Annotated in this window: 15 protein-coding genes; 6 read left to right on the forward strand and 9 right to left on the reverse strand. The window is 67.9% G+C overall.

Annotated elements, in window-relative coordinates:
- Positions 1-205: 205 nt before the first annotated feature.
- From gatB to gatC, 3 genes are read right to left on the reverse strand one after another with little or no spacing between them, the layout of a single operon-like run.
- Positions 206-1,666 (reverse strand): Asp-tRNA(Asn)/Glu-tRNA(Gln) amidotransferase subunit GatB, encoded by a 1,461-nt coding sequence (gene gatB / locus H162_RS0125680; protein ID WP_020656350.1) that lies wholly within the window; start codon positions 1,664-1,666, stop codon positions 206-208.
- A gap of 30 nt (positions 1,667-1,696) precedes the next feature.
- On the reverse strand, positions 1,697-3,166 hold the full coding sequence (gene gatA / locus H162_RS0125685) for an Asp-tRNA(Asn)/Glu-tRNA(Gln) amidotransferase subunit GatA (RefSeq protein WP_026355096.1): 1,470 nt from the start codon (positions 3,164-3,166) through the stop codon (positions 1,697-1,699).
- A gap of 34 nt (positions 3,167-3,200) precedes the next feature.
- The gene (gatC, locus tag H162_RS0125690) at positions 3,201-3,500 is read right to left on the reverse strand and encodes an Asp-tRNA(Asn)/Glu-tRNA(Gln) amidotransferase subunit GatC (RefSeq protein WP_020656352.1); all 300 of its coding nucleotides are present in this window, start codon (positions 3,498-3,500) and stop codon (positions 3,201-3,203) included.
- 316 nt (positions 3,501-3,816) lie between these two features.
- Here gatC and H162_RS0125695 point away from each other — a divergent pair, with 316 nt between their 5' ends.
- The 6 genes from H162_RS0125695 to H162_RS0125720 all read left to right on the forward strand — a co-directional run bounded on the left by H162_RS0125695 (position 3,817) and on the right by H162_RS0125720 (position 10,872).
- Complete coding sequence (locus tag H162_RS0125695; protein WP_020656353.1) at positions 3,817-4,860, forward strand: rod shape-determining protein; 1,044 nt, start codon at positions 3,817-3,819, stop codon at positions 4,858-4,860.
- Positions 4,861-4,974: 114 nt separating this feature from the next.
- A complete protein-coding gene (gene mreC / locus H162_RS31960; protein WP_020656354.1) occupies positions 4,975-6,138 on the forward strand; it encodes a rod shape-determining protein MreC in 1,164 nt (387 codons plus the stop codon).
- Positions 6,139-6,153: 15 nt separating this feature from the next.
- Positions 6,154-6,672 (forward strand): rod shape-determining protein MreD, encoded by a 519-nt coding sequence (gene mreD / locus H162_RS0125705; protein WP_020656355.1) that lies wholly within the window; start codon positions 6,154-6,156, stop codon positions 6,670-6,672.
- A 37-nt stretch (positions 6,673-6,709) separates the two neighbouring features.
- Complete coding sequence (mrdA, locus tag H162_RS31965) at positions 6,710-8,737, forward strand: penicillin-binding protein 2 (RefSeq protein ID WP_020656356.1); 2,028 nt, start codon at positions 6,710-6,712, stop codon at positions 8,735-8,737.
- Between the two features lie 3 nt (positions 8,738-8,740).
- Positions 8,741-9,856 carry a rod shape-determining protein RodA gene (gene rodA, locus H162_RS0125715; RefSeq protein ID WP_020656357.1) on the forward strand — a complete coding sequence of 372 codons (1,116 nt, stop codon included), beginning with the start codon at positions 8,741-8,743 and terminating at the stop codon, positions 9,854-9,856.
- Between the two features lie 59 nt (positions 9,857-9,915).
- Positions 9,916-10,872, forward strand: coding sequence for a septal ring lytic transglycosylase RlpA family protein (locus H162_RS0125720; RefSeq protein WP_307188091.1), 957 nt, complete (start codon positions 9,916-9,918; stop codon positions 10,870-10,872).
- 28 nt (positions 10,873-10,900) lie between these two features.
- On the opposite strand, the gene H162_RS0125725 is transcribed toward H162_RS0125720, so the two are convergent.
- The 6 genes from H162_RS0125725 to argS are packed head-to-tail and all read right to left on the reverse strand — an operon-like array spanning position 10,901 to position 16,397.
- Positions 10,901-11,641: an SPOR domain-containing protein gene (locus H162_RS0125725; RefSeq protein ID WP_026355098.1), complete on the reverse strand. Its 741-nt coding sequence runs from the start codon at positions 11,639-11,641 to the stop codon at positions 10,901-10,903.
- Between the two features lie 16 nt (positions 11,642-11,657).
- Positions 11,658-12,386, reverse strand: a complete 729-nt coding sequence (locus H162_RS0125730) for a type III pantothenate kinase (RefSeq protein WP_020656360.1) — start codon at positions 12,384-12,386, stop codon at positions 11,658-11,660.
- Between the two features lie 2 nt (positions 12,387-12,388).
- Positions 12,389-13,153 carry a biotin--[acetyl-CoA-carboxylase] ligase gene (locus tag H162_RS0125735; protein ID WP_020656361.1) on the reverse strand — a complete coding sequence of 255 codons (765 nt, stop codon included), beginning with the start codon at positions 13,151-13,153 and terminating at the stop codon, positions 12,389-12,391.
- On the reverse strand, positions 13,150-13,956 hold the full coding sequence (locus H162_RS0125740; RefSeq protein ID WP_020656362.1) for an SDR family oxidoreductase: 807 nt from the start codon (positions 13,954-13,956) through the stop codon (positions 13,150-13,152). Before H162_RS0125740 ends, H162_RS0125735 begins: the two co-directional genes overlap by 4 nt.
- A gap of 1 nt (position 13,957) precedes the next feature.
- A complete protein-coding gene (locus tag H162_RS0125745; RefSeq protein WP_020656363.1) occupies positions 13,958-14,665 on the reverse strand; it encodes an SPOR domain-containing protein in 708 nt (235 codons plus the stop codon).
- A 22-nt stretch (positions 14,666-14,687) separates the two neighbouring features.
- On the reverse strand, positions 14,688-16,397 hold the full coding sequence (gene argS / locus H162_RS0125750; protein ID WP_020656364.1) for an arginine--tRNA ligase: 1,710 nt from the start codon (positions 16,395-16,397) through the stop codon (positions 14,688-14,690).
- Positions 16,398-16,518 lie beyond the last annotated feature (121 nt).

Below are 16,518 nucleotides of genomic sequence, written 5' to 3' on the forward strand. Positions count from 1 at the left end.
AGGGTATCGGCTAGCATCGGAGCCGAAGGTTAACAGAGCCGCTACACGTTTACAACAGCCAAATGATCAAAGGCGGCTTAACTTAACCGCATTAGACTCTGACCCCCATTGAGGGAGGGGTGTTGCAGCGGGAATCAATGAGGGTCGGAGTCGAATTGTGGGCAATTCCGGAAAATTGCTTGGTAATTCGACTCTGACCCTATTGTTAGGCGGCGAGTTTTTTCTTGAGGAGCTCGGTGACCTGGGCCGGGTTGGCCTTGCCCTTCGAGGCTTTCATCGCCTGGCCGATCAGGGCGTTGATGGCGGCTTCTTTGCCGGCGCGGTATTGTTCGACGGATTTGGCGTTGGCGGCCAGGACTTCGTCGACGATCGCTTCCAGGGCGCCCGTGTCCGAGATCTGCTTCAGGCCCTTTTGTTCGATCACGATGTCGGCCAGGGTCTCGTCGGTCGATTTGGCTTCCCACATGGCGGCGAATACTTCCTTCGCGGCCTTGTTCGAAATCGTGCCGTCGGCGATGCGCTTGAGCAGCAGGGCCAGCTGCGAGGCTTCCACCGGCGAATCGCCGATCTCGACGCCTTCGCGGTTCAGGGTCGACGAGACGTCGCCCATCATCCAGTTCGCCGCCGCCTTGGCGTTTTCCTTGCCGGCCTTGGCCACCACGGCTTCGTAGTAGGTCGCCATCGCCTGCGACGAGGTCAGCACCAGGCTGTCGTATTCGGGCAGGCCATACTCGCCCGTGAAGCGCGCACGCATCGCGCCCGGCAGTTCCGGCATGTCGTTCTTGATGCGGTCGATCCACTCCTGCGAGATCGCCAGCGGCGGCAGGTCCGGGTCCGGGAAGTAGCGGTAATCCTGCGCGTCTTCCTTGGTGCGCATCTCGCGCGTTTCCTTGCGGTCCGGGTCCCACAGGCGCGTCGCCTGCACCACCTTGCCGCCGTCCTCGATCAGCTCGATCTGGCGCCGCACCTCGTAGTGGATCGCCTCTTCCATGAAGCGGAACGAGTTCAGGTTCTTGATCTCGCAGCGGGTGCCGAATTCCTTCTGGCCCAGCGGACGCACCGAGACGTTGACGTCGCAGCGGAACGAACCTTCCTGCATGTTGCCGTCGCAGACGCCCAGCCACATGACCAGCGAGTGCAGCGCCTTGGCGTAGGCCACCGCTTCGGCCGCGCTGCGCATCTCGGGCTCCGAGACGATTTCCAGCAGCGGCGTGCCGGCGCGGTTCAGGTCGATGCCGCTCATGCCGGCATAGTCCTCGTGCAGCGACTTGCCCGCGTCTTCCTCGAGGTGGGCGCGGGTCAGGTTGACGGTCTTCATCTCGATCTTGCCGTCTTTTTCGTAGGCGAAGCTGATCGTGCCGCCCTGGACCACCGGATCCTCGAACTGGCTGATCTGGTAGCCCTTCGGCAGGTCGGGGTAGAAGTAGTTCTTGCGCGCGAATACCGACTGCGGCGCGATCTTCGCGCCGACCGCCAGGCCGAACCGGATCGCGCGCTCGACCGCGCCGCGGTTCAGCACCGGCAGCACGCCCGGCAGCGCCAGGTCGACCGGGCTGGCCTGGGTGTTCGGCTCGGCACCGAAGCGGATCGAGCTGCCGCTGAAGATTTTCGAGTTGGTCGTGAGCTGGACGTGGTTCTCAAGACCGATGACGACTTCCCATTGCATGATGTGTTCTCTCTGTAGTCTGTACGGGTCTTACACGCCTTCGGGCGCGCGCTGGTGCCAGTCGGTCGCCTGCTGGTACTGATGCGCGATGTTCAGCAGCTTCGCCTCGGCGAAGTAGTTGCCGATGATTTGCAGGCCGACCGGACGCTTGCCGTTCGCGCCGCCGAAGCCGCACGGGATCGACATGCCCGGCAGGCCCGCCAGGCTGGTCGACAGCGTGTAGATGTCGGCCAGGTAGTTCGCCACCGGGTCATCCGTCTTCGAACCCAGGTCCCACGCGACGGTCGGCGCCACCGGCCCCATGATCACGTCGCACTGGTCGGCGAACGCGGCCTGGAAGTCGTTGGCGATCAGGCGGCGGATCTTCTGCGCCTGCACGTAGTAGGCGTCATAGTAGCCATGGCACAGCACATAGGTGCCGACCATGATGCGGCGCTGCACCTCGCGGCCGAAACCTTCGGCGCGGGTTTTGCGGTACATGTCCTGCAGATCCTTGTACTCGGCCGCGCGGTGGCCGTAGCGCACGCCGTCGAAACGCGACAGGTTGGACGAGGCTTCCGCCGGGGCGATGATGTAGTAGGTCGGGATCGACAGCGCGGTCTTCGGCAGCGAGATGTCGACCAGGGTCGCGCCCAGCTTGACGAACTGCTCCAGCGCGGCGCGCACCGCGCCTTCGACGTCGGCAGCCAGGCCTTCGCCGAAGTATTCCTTCGGCACGCCGATGCGCAGGCCGTCCAGGGGCTTGTTCAGGTCGCGCGTGTAGTCTTCGCTGACGTTGCCCTGGTCGGGCGTCAGGCAGGTCGAGTCGCGCTCGTCGAAGCCTACCATTTCATTCAGCAGCAGGGCGCAGTCCTCGGCGGTCTGGGCGATCGGGCCGCCCTGGTCGAGCGAGGAGGCGAACGCGATCATGCCGAAGCGCGACACGCGGCCATAGGTCGGCTTGATGCCGGTGACGCCGCAGAACGCGGCCGGCTGGCGGATCGAGCCGCCGGTATCGGTCGCGGTCGCGCCCGGCGCCAGGCGCGCAGCCACCGCGCACGCCGAGCCGCCCGAGGAGCCGCCCGGCACCGCCAGCGGATCCCACGGGTTCTTCACCGCGCCGAAGGCCGAGTTCTCGTTGGCCGAGCCCATCGCGAATTCGTCCAGGTTGACCTTGCCCAGGGTGACCATGCCGGCCTCCTTGAAACGGTCGACCACGGTGGCGTCGAAGGGGCTGACGTAGTTGGCCAGCATCTTCGAACCGGCAGTCGTGCGCCAGCCTTGCGTGACGAAGATATCCTTGTGCGCGATCGGTACGCCGGTCAGCGGACCGGCGGTGCCGGAAGCGAGCCGCTCGTCGGCGGCAGCCGCCTGGGCCAGCGACAGTTCGTGATCCAGGTGCAGGAAGGCGTTATGTCCGCTCGCTTCGATACGGCCCAGGTAGTGGCGCGTCAGTTCGGTCGCCGACACCTGTTTCGAGTGCAGCAGCGCGGAGAGCTCTTTGATGGTCTTGTTGTGCATATGCTTGTGCATTCTCTCAATTCGGGGGAGCGGATTACTCGATGACTTTCGGCACCAGGTACAGGCCGTCCTGGGCTTTCGGCGCCGGCGCCTGGTAGTGCTCGCGGCGGTTGGCTTCGGTCACCACGTCGTCGCGCAGGCGCAGCGGCAGGGCCAGCACGGCCTCGAGCGGCTGCGACAGCGGCGCCACGCCGGCGGTATCGACCGCCTGCATCTGCTCGGCCAGGGCGAAAATGCCGTTCAGCTCGGCCAGCATGGTCTCGGCGTGGGCTTCGTCCATGTCGAGCTGGGCCAGGTTGGCGATGCGTTTTACGTCTGAAAGTGTCAGGGACATGGCAAAAGGGCGCGGGGCTGGCCGCGCGCAAAATGTGGTTGGGCGAATAATGTAAGTTGGCAAGTTGCCAGCCAACGGCGCGCTACAGCCGATAAAAGCTTAGAAACACCGTCGATCTCGCTGTGCTATTAGGGGGTGAAAACCACCCGTATTCAGCATTTAAACGTCAAATTATAAGGTAGAATGGCGGGCTATTGCGTTACCGTGCCGAAACGGCTGGCGCAGCGCAGCACAAGACCGCGACGCCGGCGACGGCGGGTGCGGCAAGAATCCCCGATCAATGTTTAGGCGCACTACGATGCGCATCAGGACACACATGTTTGGTTTTTTACGTAGCTACTTCTCGAACGATCTGGCGATCGACCTCGGTACCGCCAACACGCTGATCTACGTCCGCGGCCTGGGCATCGTACTGGATGAGCCGTCGGTCGTGGCGATCCGCCAGGAAGGTGGCCCCAACGGCAAGAAGACGATCCAGGCGGTCGGCAAGGAAGCGAAGCAGATGCTGGGCAAGGTGCCGGGCAATATAGAGGCTATCCGCCCGATGAAGGACGGCGTGATCGCCGACTTCACGGTCACCGAGCAGATGCTCAAGCAGTTCATCCGCATGGTCCACGACTCGAAGTTCTTCCGTCCGTCGCCGCGCATCATCATCTGCGTTCCCTGCGGCTCCACCCAGGTCGAGCGCCGCGCGATCCGCGAATCGGCGCTGGGCGCCGGCGCTTCGCAGGTGTACCTGATCGAAGAGCCGATGGCGGCGGCGATCGGCGCCGGCCTGCCGGTGTCGGAGGCGACCGGTTCGATGGTGGTCGACATCGGCGGCGGCACCACCGAAGTGGGCATCATCTCGCTGGGCGGTATGGTCTACAAGGGCTCGGTGCGCGTCGGCGGCGACAAGTTCGACGAAGCGATCGTCAACTACATCCGCCGCAACTACGGCATGCTGATCGGCGAACAGACCGCGGAGGCGATCAAGAAGGCAATAGGGTCCGCCTTCCCGGGTTCCGAAGTCAAGGAAATGGAAGTCAAGGGCCGCAACCTGTCGGAAGGCATCCCGCGCTCGTTCACCATCTCGTCGAACGAGATCCTGGAAGCCCTGACCGACCCGCTCAACAACATCGTGTCGGCCGTGAAGAACGCGCTCGAGCAGGCCCCGCCGGAGCTGGGCGCCGACATCGCCGAGAAGGGCATGATGCTGACCGGCGGCGGCGCGCTGCTGCGCGACCTCGATCGCCTGCTGATGGAAGAGACCGGCCTGCCGGTGCTGGTGGCCGAAGATCCGCTGACCTGCGTGGTGCGCGGCTCGGGCATGGCGCTGGAGCGCATGGACAAGCTGGGCTCGATCTTCTCGTACGAATAAGACGCGGTGCAGCCGGTTCGGGACGGGCAGGGCGTGCGGCGGACAGCCGCGCGCAGCTGCCCGTCTTGACATTGGCCGCCCGCGTTGCCATTACTGGACGCCATACTGGGATCCATGGAATACAGTCCTCCGCCGCTTTTCAAACAAGGCGCACCGGCGCGCGTCAAGGTGACGGTCTTTGCGCTGATCGCGATCGTGCTGCTGGTCGTCGACGCCCGCATGAACCTGCTCGCGACCGTGCGCCAGGTCGCCGCGACCGTCCTTTATCCGGTCCAGATGGCGGCCCTGATGCCGCGCGAGGCGCTCGGCTCGATGGGCGGCTACTTCTCCTCGCTGTCGACCCTGCAGCGCGAAGTGCGCGAGCTGAAGAGCCAGCAGCTGGTGGCGGCGCGCCAGGTCCAGCATGCGCAATACCAGATGGCCGAGAACGCCCACCTGCGGCGCCTGATGGAGGCGCGCGAACAGCTTCCGGTCAAGACCCTGATGAGCGAGATCCTGTACGACGCGCGCGATCCCTCGACGCGCCGCATCGTGCTCGACCGCGGTTCGCGCGCCGGCGTCGTGCTCGGCCTGCCGGTGGTCGACCATGCCGGCGTGATCGGCCAGGTCACCCGCGTGTTCCCGTTCACTTCCGAAGTCACCCTGCTGACCGACAAGGACCAGGCGATCCCGGTGCAGGTGCTGCGCAGCGGCCTGCGCAGCATTGCCTACGGCCGCGGCCAGTCCGGCCAGCTCGACCTGCGCTTCGTGGCGCAGGACGCCGACATCCAGGTGGGCGACATCCTCGTCACCTCGGGCCTGGACGGCATGTATCCGGCCGGCCTGGCGGTGGCCCGCGTGACCCAGGTGGAAAAGGCGGCCGGCTCGTTCGGCCGCGTCGTCGGCCTGCCGCTGGCCGGCATCGACCGCAACCGCCAGGTCCTGGTCATCATGTCGCAGATGCCGCTGCCGCCGCGTCCCCCGGCCGAGACGGCGCATGGCGGCCGCCGCCTGCCGAAGATGGAGCCGGTGCCGCAGCCGCCGCTGCCCGCCAACCCGCTGCCGCCGCAGGCGCCGCCCGCGACCGCGGCCGGCGTGGCGCCGGCGGGAACGCCTCCCGGCGCCGCGGTGCAGGGCGCCGCCACGCCGGGCGCCGGAGCGCAGCCGTCCCCGGTGCAGCGTCCGCCGCTCCAGGGCGCCGCGCCGGCCGCAGCGCCGGCCGCTGCCCAGGGCGCACCCTTGTTTACGCCAGGGTCGCGCGTCACGCCGACGCCGACGCCGCCCCCGGCCGGACCCTGATTCGAGATATCCGACATGCCCGGTAACCGTCCGCATTACATCCTGCTGCCCGTCAGCCCGCTGTTCATCACGTTCAGCCTGGTGTGCGCCTTCATGCTCAACCTGCTGCCCTGGGGCCGCTGGGTCGGCGTGCCCGACTTCGTCGCCCTGGTGCTGGTCTTCTGGGGCATCCACCAGCCGCGCAAGGTCGGCATCGGCGTGGCCTTCTGCATGGGCCTGCTGATGGACGTGCACGACGCCAGCCTGCTGGGCGAGAATGCGCTCGCCTACACGCTGCTGTCCTACCTCGCGATCATGATCCACCGGCGCGTGCTATGGTTCAAGGTGATGACCCAGGCCATGCACGTGTTCCCTCTGCTGCTGCTGGCGCAGGCGATCCAGGCCTTCGTCCATTTCACGGTGTCCGGGCGCTTTCCCGGCCTGCTGCACTTCGCCGAAAGCATCCTCGCCGTGGCCTTGTGGCCGGTGATCACCTGGCTGCTGCTGGCTCCGCAGCGCCGCGCCGTCGACCGCGACCATACCCGCCCGATCTGAGCCGCGATTTGAGCATTCATTGGCATTCTCCACTCGCATGACCGAGTTCAAAGACAACGACCGCGAGATCCACCAGTTCCGCATGCGCCTGACGGCGCTGGTGGCGCTCGTCTTCATCTGCTTCGGCCTGCTGGTCGCGCGCTTCGTCTGGCTGCAGGTGCTGCAGCACGACCAGTACGCGGCCCAGGCCGAGGACAACCGCATCGCGCTGGTGCCGATCGTGCCCAACCGCGGCCTGATCGTGGACCGCAACGGCGTGGTCCTGGCGCGCAACTATTCCGCCTATACCCTCGAGATCACGCCGTCCAAGCTGCAGGCCAACATGGATTCGGTGATCGACGAGCTGGCCAAGCTGGTGACGATCGAGGCGCGCGACCGGCGCCGCTTCAAGCGCCTGCTGGAAGAGTCGCGCAGCTTCGCCAGCGTGCCGCTGCGCACCCGGCTGACCGACGACGAGGTGGCGCGCTTCACCGCGCAGCGCTTCCGGTTCCCGGGCGTGGAAGTGCAGGCGCGCCTGTTCCGCCAGTACCCGCTGGGCGAGGTGGCTTCGCACGTGATCGGCTACATCGGCCGCATCAACCAGAAGGAAGCGGCCGTGCTGGAAGAGAGCGACGATGCCGCCAACTACAACGGCACCGACCATATCGGCAAGGAAGGCCTGGAAAAGCGCTACGAGCGCCACCTGCACGGCCAGACCGGCTACGAGGAAGTGGAGCGCTCGGCCGGCGGGCGCGCGATCCGCACCCTGCGCCGCACGCCGCCGGTCCCGGGCAGCAACCTGATCCTGTCGATCGACATCGAGCTGCAGAAGGTGGTCGAGGAAGCCTTCGGCGACCAGCGCGGCGCGCTGGTGGCGATCGAACCCGCCACCGGCGACGTGCTGGCCTATGTGTCGCGCCCCGGCTTCGACCCCAACCTGTTCGTGGACGGCATCGACACCCAGAGCTGGAACGAGCTGAACACCTCGCTCGACCGCCCGCTGATGAACCGTCCGCTGTCGGGCACCTATCCGCCGGGGTCGACCTTCAAGCCCTTCATGGCGCTGGCGGCCCTGGAGCTGGGCCGGCGCCGTCCGTCGGACGCGATCCGCGACGCCGGCTTCTTCATGCTGGGCGGGCACCGCTTCAACGACGACAAGCCGGGCGGCCATGGCTATGTCGACATGTACAAGTCGATCGTCGAGTCCTGCGACACCTACTACTACCAGCTCGGCAACGAGATGGGCATCGATGCGATCGCCAATTTCATGCGGCCGTTCGGCTTCGGCGTGCCGACCGGGATCGACCTCGAGCACGAGAAGGTCGGCGTGCTGCCGTCCAAGGAATGGAAGGCCGAGCGCTTCAAGCGCAACCGCCAGGCCCAGAAGTGGGTCGGCGGCGACACCATCTCGATCTCGATCGGCCAGGGCTTCAACAACTACACCATCCTCCAGCTGGCGCACGCGGTGGCCAACCTGGCCAACAACGGCGTGGTCATGAAGCCGCACCTGGTCAAGCTGATCGAGGACGGCGCCACCCACCAGCGCACCCTGACCGTGCCGAAGGAAAGCCGCCGCATCCCGCTCAAGCAGGAGAACATCGACTTCATCAAGCACGCGATGGTGGGCGTCACCCAGGAATCCTACGGCACCGGCTATCGCGTCTTTGCCAATGCCGGCTACATCTCGGGCGGCAAGACCGGCACCGCGCAGGTGATCGGCCTGAAGGGCCAGAAATACAATGCCCACGCGATCGACGAGCGTCATCGCGACAACGCGCTGTACACCGCCTTCGCCCCGGCCGACAATCCGCGCATCGTGCTGGCCCTGGTGGTCGAGAACGCGGGCTTCGGCGCCGCCGCCGCGGCCCCGATCGCGCGCAAGGCGCTCGACTACTACCTGCTCGGCAAGCGCCCGGCGCCGCCGAAACCCAAGGATGGCGCCGTGCCCGCGCGCACCGTCACCGCGGCGAAAAACCCGGCCCCGGCCCCGGCCGCCGCCGCCCCGGCCGCCGCGCCCGCGGCGACCACGCCGGGCGCGCCCGCCCGGATGGCGACCGCGCCCGCCACCGCCCCCAGAAAGGAATAAGCCATGGCGCATATCCCAGAACGACGCTCCCTGCGGCGCCGCCTGCGCCCGTATTTCACCGTGTTCGACCTGCCGCTCGGACTGATCCTGTTCATGCTGATGACCACCAGCATGATCACGATGATGTCGGCCGGCGCGGACTTCCCCGACCGCGTCGAGCACCAGGTCCGCAACTTCCTGCTGTCCTTCGCGATCATGTGGATCGCGGCGAACATTCCGCCGCAGACCCTGATGCGGCTCGCGGTGCCGATCTATACCTTCGGGGTCGCGCTCCTGCTCGCGGTGGCGATGTTCGGCATCATCAAGAAAGGCGCACGGCGCTGGCTGCACGTGGGCATCGACATCCAGCCCTCCGAGATCATGAAGATCGGCGTGCCGCTGATGCTGGCCTGGTACTTCCAGACCAGGGCGCAGGTGGGGAACTGGAAGTCCTTCCTGATGGCGTCCATCCTGCTCCTGATCCCGGTGGTGCTGATCATGAAGCAGCCCGACCTCGGCACCGCGCTGCTGGTCGGCGCTTCGGGCTTCTACGTGATCTTCCTGGCAGGCCTGTCGTGGAAGGCGCTGTTCGCGCTGGCGGCCGCGGGTGCGGCCAGCCTGCCGGTCGGGTGGTCGCTGATGCACGATTATCAACGCGAGCGGGTGATGACCCTGATCGACCCCACCTCGGACCCGCTCGGCAAGGGCTTCCACATCATCCAGTCGATCATCGCGATCGGCTCGGGCGGCGTGACCGGGAAGGGCTACATGAAGGGGACCCAGGGCTACCTCGAGTTTGTGCCGGAACGAACCACCGACTTCGTGTTTTCGGTCTATTCGGAGGAGTTCGGGCTGGTGGGTAACCTGTTCCTGCTGTTCATCTATTTGCTGCTGATCGGGCGCGGCCTGATGATCGCGGCCAATGCGCCGAACGCGTTCAGCCGCCTGCTGGCCGGCTCGATCACGATGATTTTCTTTACGTATGCCTTCGTCAACATGGGCATGGTGGCCGGCATCCTGCCCGTCGTGGGTGTGCCGCTGCCCTTCATGAGTTACGGCGGAACGGCCTTTATTACACTCGGACTTGGCGCTGGGATATTGATGAGTATCCAAAGACATCGTAAACTAGTGCAGACGTAACGTAACAATTGAAGGAGGACGCGATGGCCGTTCCAAGAAATCATGCAACGGTCATTGCGGTGGCAATTTTCGTCAGTGGCTGCAGTAGTACCGGGGAACACAAGCGCATCATCCCCTTGCCCTGGCCGCAGAAGCCGGCCGCCAAGCATGGCGCGGCGCCGAAGCTGCCGCCGGCCAAGTCCGGCCGCGGCGGCTACTACAAGGACGACGGTCCCGGCGAAAACATTCCGCCGGGCCTGGAGGATGTCCCGGATGCGGTCGTGAAATACGAGCCGTATGCGAAATGGGCGAACCGTCCGTACACGGTCTTCGGCCAGACCTATACCCCGATCCTGCACGACGACGCCTTCGTCCAGCGCGGCGTGGCCTCCTGGTACGGCGTCAAGTTCCACGGCCAGCGCACTTCCTCGGGCGAACCCTACGACATGTACAAGATGTCGGCGGCGCATCCGACCCTGCCGATTCCTTCGTATGCGCGGGTGACCAGCGTCGAGAGCGGCAAGTCGGTGGTCGTGCGCATCAACGACCGCGGTCCCTTCCATGCCAGCCGCATCATCGACGTGTCGTACACCGCGGCGCTCAAGCTCGGCCTGCTGGGCAAGGGTAGCCACGTGGTCGAGGTCGAGCGCCTGCTCCCCAACGATACGAGCCGGATCGCCACCATGCGCCGCGCGATCGCCTCGCAGGCCCAGTCGGCGGCGCCGGAAATTGAGTCGCTGATGCTGGAAGCCAAAGTGGAATCGGACAGCGCGGCCGTGGCCCAGGTGGCGCCGAAGGGCACGGCGGGCGGCAGGTTCTACGTGCAGCTCGGCTCCTACAGCCGCGCCGGCACCGCCGAAGCCATGAGCGAGAAGCTGGCGCAGGCCGGCGTCGAGCTGGGCACCCTGGAAGTGGTCAAGGCCGGGTCGCTGAACCGCCTGTACGGCGGTCCGTTCGAGACCCGCGCGCAAGCCCGGGACGCCGCGCGCGCCGTGCCTTCCTCCCTGGGCCTCAAGCCCCTGGTCGTCAAGCGCTGAGGATTGGCGGTCGCGCAGCAGGCGCTGGCTATTTGCAGTCGCGCAGCTGGGCGCCGGCGAAGCCGTCGGCGATGCCGGCGATGCGGGTCCGCTGTTGCGGATCGATGCCGCGGAACTGGTAGGCGCCGCGGTTGCCCTGCGGTCCGCGCGGCAGCACGCGCACGCCGCGCACGCCCTGGCGGCCGAGCGTGGCGGCCAGGTTCTGCGCCGCCGCCTCGGTCTTGAACACGCCCAGCGAGATCGCCCACTTCAGCGGCGACTCGTTCTGCATGATGTAGAAGTTCTCGATGCCGCTTTCCTTCAGCTCGGCCGCGCGGCGGTCCGCGCCTTCCTTGCCGCCGCCTGGCGGCAGGTAGACCATGTGGCTGCTCACTTCCTGGAACGGCACGTTGATGCGCGCCTGGCGCGACCCGAGCTCGAGGCGCGCGAGGCGCGATTCGAAGCGGCGCAGGTCGCCCGGCGCCAGCGGGCCGGTCTGCACGCAGGCGACCAGGGTGGGCGCGATGGCCACGGGCGGTACGGGCGCCGGCGTTGGCGCCCTGGCCGGCTCGGGCGCTGCCGGTGCGGCCGCCTGCGCCGGCGCGCTGGCGGCTTGCGCGGCGTCGCGGGCCTGCACCGCGGTCAGCAGCGCGAGACGGCCGGGCGCCAGCTGGTTCGCCAGGCGCGCCGGCTCGCGTTCGCTGCCTTCCGGCTTGCCGAGATAGCCCCGGCCATAGGCGAACAAGACGGCGTTCGCGCCCAGGAGCGCCCAGAATACGAATTTCAACACGAATGTCTTCCCATCTTCAGGTGGCGACGGCGGCCGCATGCAGGCCGACCAATACGATGTTATCGACCACCTGGTGCGGGAGCTTGAGGGCCGGCGCGATATACGGCGCGGCGCCGCCGGACACGATGCAGGCGCTGGCGCGGTGCGCCGCCGCCGCGCGCTCGATCGCGCCGGCCTGGGCCGACAGGCAGCCCGAGACGATCGCATCGTCGGTGTTGTCGCCGAACAGGGGAGGCGGGGCGGCGCCCGGCGCCACCTGGGGCAGCTGCGCCGTGTTGCGGGCCAGGCTGGACGCCATCAGGGCCAGGCCGGGCAGGATCATGCCGCCGATGAAGCGGCCGTCCGCCGTCACCGCGTCGACCGTGGTCGCGGTGCCGCAGGTGGCGACGATCAGGTCCTGGCCGGGCGCCAGCGCGCGCGCGCCGAGGGCGGCGGCGAAGCGGTCGCAGCCCAGGCGCCCCGGCTCGCGGTAGCCGTTGCGCAGGCCGGCGCGTTCCGGCGTCGACGCGAACCATTCGACCGCCAGGCCGGGCGGCAGCGCGGCCTCGATGCGCGCGCGCACGTCAGGCCCGGCCACGTTGGCGACCACGGCGCGCGCAGCGCCGGCGGCGAGCCAGGTGGCGCCGAGCTCGGGCAGCCCGGCGTGCAGGACCGCTCCTTGCGCGGTCCAGCGGCCGGGCGGCGCGTCTTCCAGCGCGAGCGCCCACTTGATGCGGGTATTCCCGGCGTCGATCAGCAGCAGCATGCTCACCCCTTCACGCGCAGCGACACGTCGCCCGCCAGCACCGCGATGCGGCCCTCGAGCGTGTCGAGCAGCAGGCGGCCGGCGTCGTCCACGCCCGCCGCCAGGCCTTCATGCACCACCTTCCCGCCGTCGAGGACGGTGACGGTCTCGCCCTGCCAGGCGTGGCGCATGTTCCAGCGCGCGCTGAATGCGCCGAAGCCATGCAGGGCGAATTCGCGCAAGGAGCCGGCCAGGCCGTCGAGCAGGGCCGCCATCAGGGCGTCGCGTTCCATGCGCGCCAGCCAGGGTACGCCGGCCGCGCTGCGCCCGATGCGCTGCTCCATCTCGTCCGGCATCAGGAGATTCAGGCCGATCCCGATCACGGTCCAGACGCCGCCGCCTTGCGCGGACTGGGTCTCGATCAGGATGCCGGCCAGCTTGTCGCCGTCCTTGAGCAGGTCGTTCGGCCACTTCAGCTGGACCTGCACGCCCAGGCCGCCCAGGGTCTCGGCCAGCGCCACGCCGACCGCGAGCGGCAGGCCGGCCAGCTGCTGCGGGCCGCCGTCGAACTTCCAGGCCAGCGAAAAGGTCAGCGAGCCCTCCGCCGAGGACAGCCAGCTGCGCCCGGCGCGGCCGCGTCCGGCGGTCTGGTTCTCTGCCACCAGCAGCAGCGGCTGCTCCAGCCGCGGTGCGCGCGCCAGCAGGTCGGCATTGGTGGAGCCGGTCTCGCGGACGACTTCGACCGCCACGTTGGCGTGGGAGAGGGCTGCGATGGCGGCGGCGTTCATGGCTGCCCCTTGCGCTGCTTGGTCGGGGCGCGCGAGAACAGGGCGTCGAACAGGAAATTGGGCAGCACGCGGAGAATCCTCGCGGCGACGCCCATCTGCCAGGGCAGGAAACGGATGCTGTCGCCGCGTGCGATCGCGGCCACGGCGCGGGCGGCGAAGCGTTCGGCGCTCATCAGGAAGGGCATGGGAAAACGGTTGTTGCGGGTCATGGAAGTATCGATGTAGCCGGGGACGAGGGTGACCACCCGGATGTTCGAGGCGCGCAGTTCGAGACGCAGCGACTCGCAATAGCTGTGCACGGCCGCCTTCGAGGCGCAATAGGCGCCGGCGCCGCGCACGCCGCGGATGCCGGCCACGCTGCCGATGCCGACCAGGCGGCACGGCGTCGGCCGGGTCTTCATCGGCGCGATGAAGGGGGCGAAGGTGGCGGGCATGGCACTGACATTGGTGGCGAACATGGCGTCGAACACCGCCTGGTCCTCGAGCCGTTCGGTCAGGGTGCCGTGCGAGATGCCGGCGCAGGCGATGACGATGTCGGCGCCGCCTTCCTGCTGGATGAAATCGGCGGCGGCGCGGGCCAGGGCGGCGTGGTCGGTCACGTCGACCGCATAGATATGGTGGCGCTGCTGGCCGGGCCGGGAGGCGGCCAGTTCGATGAGCAATTCGTCGAGCCGTTCGCGGCGCCGCGCCAGCAGGCCGAGGGTGGCGCCGCGCGCGGCGTATTCGCGCGCCAGCGCCGCGCCGATGCCGCTGGACGCGCCGGTGATGAAGACCCGGTCCACATGGCCCGGCGGCGCGCTCATCTTACTTCTGGTTGCGCACGATGGCCACGTCGATGCCGCTGTCGAGCAGCTTGGCGCGCGCCCGGTTCATCGCTTCGTGGCTGAAGGGGCCGATGCGCACGCGGTGCAGCACGCCGGCGTCGGTGGTGCGGTCGGTGATCGCGGCCTCGAAGCCGAGCAGGGCCAGCTTGGCGCGGGTGTTCTCGGCGTCGGACATCTCGCGGAAGGCGCCGGCCTGCAGGAAGTAGATGTAGCCGTCGGGGCCAGGCGCGGCTGCCGGCGCGGCCGGCGCCACTGGCGCAGCCGCGACCGTCACCGCCGGGCGCGGAGCAGGGGCGGGGGCCGCCGGGCGGGCGTCCTGCATGCCGGCGATCGCGGCGCCGAGCGGATCGGCCTCGGCCGGCGCGCGGGCGGGCGCGGGCGCCGGAGCCGGCGCGGTTTCCGGCGCCTCGGCCGGCGCCGGCCTGGTGCGCTCGGCCAGCTCGCGGCTGGCTTCGCGCGCGGCGTCGCGGTTGCCGTACAGCGGCTTGTTCGGATCGGTCGCCTTGCTCGGGTCGAGGTCGGCCGGGCGGCCCATCTTGTTGGAACGCTCGGTGAAGGGCGAGGCGCCCTTCGTGATCACGAGCGCGACCGCCACCGCGATGCCCAGCCCGATGATCAGGCCGATGATGATGCCGGTCAGGGTGCTGCCGCGCTGGCGCAGCGGAGAAAATTGTCGGATGACGGTCATGACGCTTTCTTTGTTTGCAGTCTTACATCTTGCTCGGGGCCGAGACGCCGATCAGGGCCAGGCCGTTGCGCAGCACCTGGCGGGTGGCGGCGACCAGGGCCAGGCGCGCCAGCTTGACCGCTTCGTCGTCGACCAGCACGCGCTCGGCGTTGTAGTAGCCGTGCAGCTCGCCGGCCAGTTCGCGCAGGTAGAACGCGACCTGGTGCGGACCGAGTTCGCCCAGCGCGCGCTCCAGCACTTCGGGATAGGCGGACAGGGCGGCCAGCAGGGTGGCTTCGCGCGGAGCGGTCAGGGGCGACAGGTCGACGCCGGCCAGCAGGGCTTCGTCGCCGCCCCACATCTCGAGCATGCGGCAGATGCGCGCATGCGCATACTGCACGTAGTAGACCGGATTCTCGTCCGAGGTCTTGAGCGCGACATCGACGTCGAACACGAACTCGGTGTCGGCCTTGCGCGAGATCAGGAAGAAGCGCACGGCGTCGCGGCCGCGCGTGACGTCGCCGTTGCCCGACCATTCGATCAGGTCGCGCACCGTCACGTAGGAGCCGGCGCGCTTGGAGATCTTGACCTCTTCGCCGTTCTTCATCACGGTGACCATCTTGTGCAGCACGTAGTCGGGGTAGCCCTGCGGGATGCCGATGTCGACCGCCTGCAGGCCGGCGCGCACGCGCGCGATGGTGCCGTGGTGGTCGCTGCCCTGGATGTTGATCGCCTGGTCGAAGCCGCGGCGGAATTTCTGGATGTGGTAGGCGACGTCGGGCACGAAGTAGGTGTAGGTGCCGTCGGACTTGCGCATCACGCGGTCCTTGTCGTCGCCGTAGTCGGTGGTCTTGAGCCACAGCGCGCCTTCCTGTTCGTAGGTCTTGCCGGCGTCGACCAGGGCCTGCACCGCGGCGTCCACCTTGCCGTCGAGGTAGAGCGAGGACTCGAGGTAGTAGTTGTCGAACTTGACGCCGAAGGCCTGCAGGTCGATGTCCTGCTCGTTGCGCAGGTAGGTCACGGCGAAGCGGCGGATCGATTCGATGTCCTCGACGTCGCCGCTGGCGGTGACCGGCTCGCCGTCGCTGGCCGACACGGTCTTCTTCGCCAGGTAGTCGGCGGCGATGTCGGCGATGTAGTCGCCGTTGTAGGCCGACTCGGGCCATGCGGCGTCGCCCGGCCTGAAGCCGCGCGCGCGCGCCTGCACCGAGGAGGCGAGGGTGGCGATCTGCACGCCCGCGTCGTTGTAGTAGAACTCGCGGGTGACCTGGTGGCCCTGCGACTCGAACAGCGAGGACAGCGCGTCGCCCAGCGCGGCCTGGCGGCCGTGGCCGACGTGCAGCGGACCGGTCGGGTTGGCCGAGACGAATTCGATGATCGCGTGGTGGCCGTTGCCGGCCGTGCCGCGGCCGAACGCTTCGCCCTGCTGCAGGATGGTGCGCGCCACCGACTGCTTGGCGCTGGCGGCCACGCGCAGGTTGATGAAGCCGGGACCGGCGACGTCGGCCGATTCGACCAGGCCTTGCGCGGCCGGATCAGCCAGCAGCGCGGCGACCAGGCGGGTGGCCAGCTCGCGCGGATTGGTCTTCAAAGGCTTGGCCAGCTGCATCGCGATGTTGCAGGCGATGTCGCCATGGGACGGGTCGCGCGGGCGTTCGAGCACGACGTTGGGGGCCAGGTCGCTGCCGGCGACGATCGGCGCGAGGGCAGCCTGGAACAGGGCAGCGATTTGCTGTTTTTGATGGGCGAGCATGGAGGATGGTCGAATAAGTAATGAAGCGGTGCCTTATTTACAGGCAAACAGCAATCATTATACTGGTTTGGCGCAATGCGGAATATCTCTGCTCGGCGCGGCGGCCGCCGCCTGTCGCAGC

It is taken from the genome of Massilia niastensis DSM 21313, from assembly GCF_000382345.1.
Classification (GTDB): domain Bacteria; phylum Pseudomonadota; class Gammaproteobacteria; order Burkholderiales; family Burkholderiaceae_D; genus Telluria; species Telluria niastensis.

Bases quoted from the DNA above. Each gene is read 5' to 3' on its own strand.
- H162_RS0125730 (WP_020656360.1), bottom strand. From the start codon at position 12,386: ATGCTGCTGCTGATCGACGCCGGGAATACCCGCATCAAGTGGGCGCTC.
- gatB (WP_020656350.1), bottom strand. From the start codon at position 1,666: ATGCAATGGGAAGTCGTCATCGGTCTTGAGAACCACGTCCAGCTCACG.
- mrdA (WP_020656356.1), top strand. From the start codon at position 6,710: ATGACCGAGTTCAAAGACAACGACCGCGAGATCCACCAGTTCCGCATG.
- mreC (WP_020656354.1), top strand. From the start codon at position 4,975: ATGGAATACAGTCCTCCGCCGCTTTTCAAACAAGGCGCACCGGCGCGC.
- H162_RS0125745 (WP_020656363.1), bottom strand. From the start codon at position 14,665: ATGACCGTCATCCGACAATTTTCTCCGCTGCGCCAGCGCGGCAGCACC.
- gatA (WP_026355096.1), bottom strand. From the start codon at position 3,166: ATGCACAACAAGACCATCAAAGAGCTCTCCGCGCTGCTGCACTCGAAA.
- H162_RS0125735 (WP_020656361.1), bottom strand. From the start codon at position 13,153: ATGAACGCCGCCGCCATCGCAGCCCTCTCCCACGCCAACGTGGCGGTC.
- gatC (WP_020656352.1), bottom strand. From the start codon at position 3,500: ATGTCCCTGACACTTTCAGACGTAAAACGCATCGCCAACCTGGCCCAG.
- argS (WP_020656364.1), bottom strand. From the start codon at position 16,397: ATGCTCGCCCATCAAAAACAGCAAATCGCTGCCCTGTTCCAGGCTGCC.
- mreD (WP_020656355.1), top strand. From the start codon at position 6,154: ATGCCCGGTAACCGTCCGCATTACATCCTGCTGCCCGTCAGCCCGCTG.
- H162_RS0125740 (WP_020656362.1), bottom strand. From the start codon at position 13,956: ATGAGCGCGCCGCCGGGCCATGTGGACCGGGTCTTCATCACCGGCGCG.
- H162_RS0125695 (WP_020656353.1), top strand. From the start codon at position 3,817: ATGTTTGGTTTTTTACGTAGCTACTTCTCGAACGATCTGGCGATCGAC.
- rodA (WP_020656357.1), top strand. From the start codon at position 8,741: ATGGCGCATATCCCAGAACGACGCTCCCTGCGGCGCCGCCTGCGCCCG.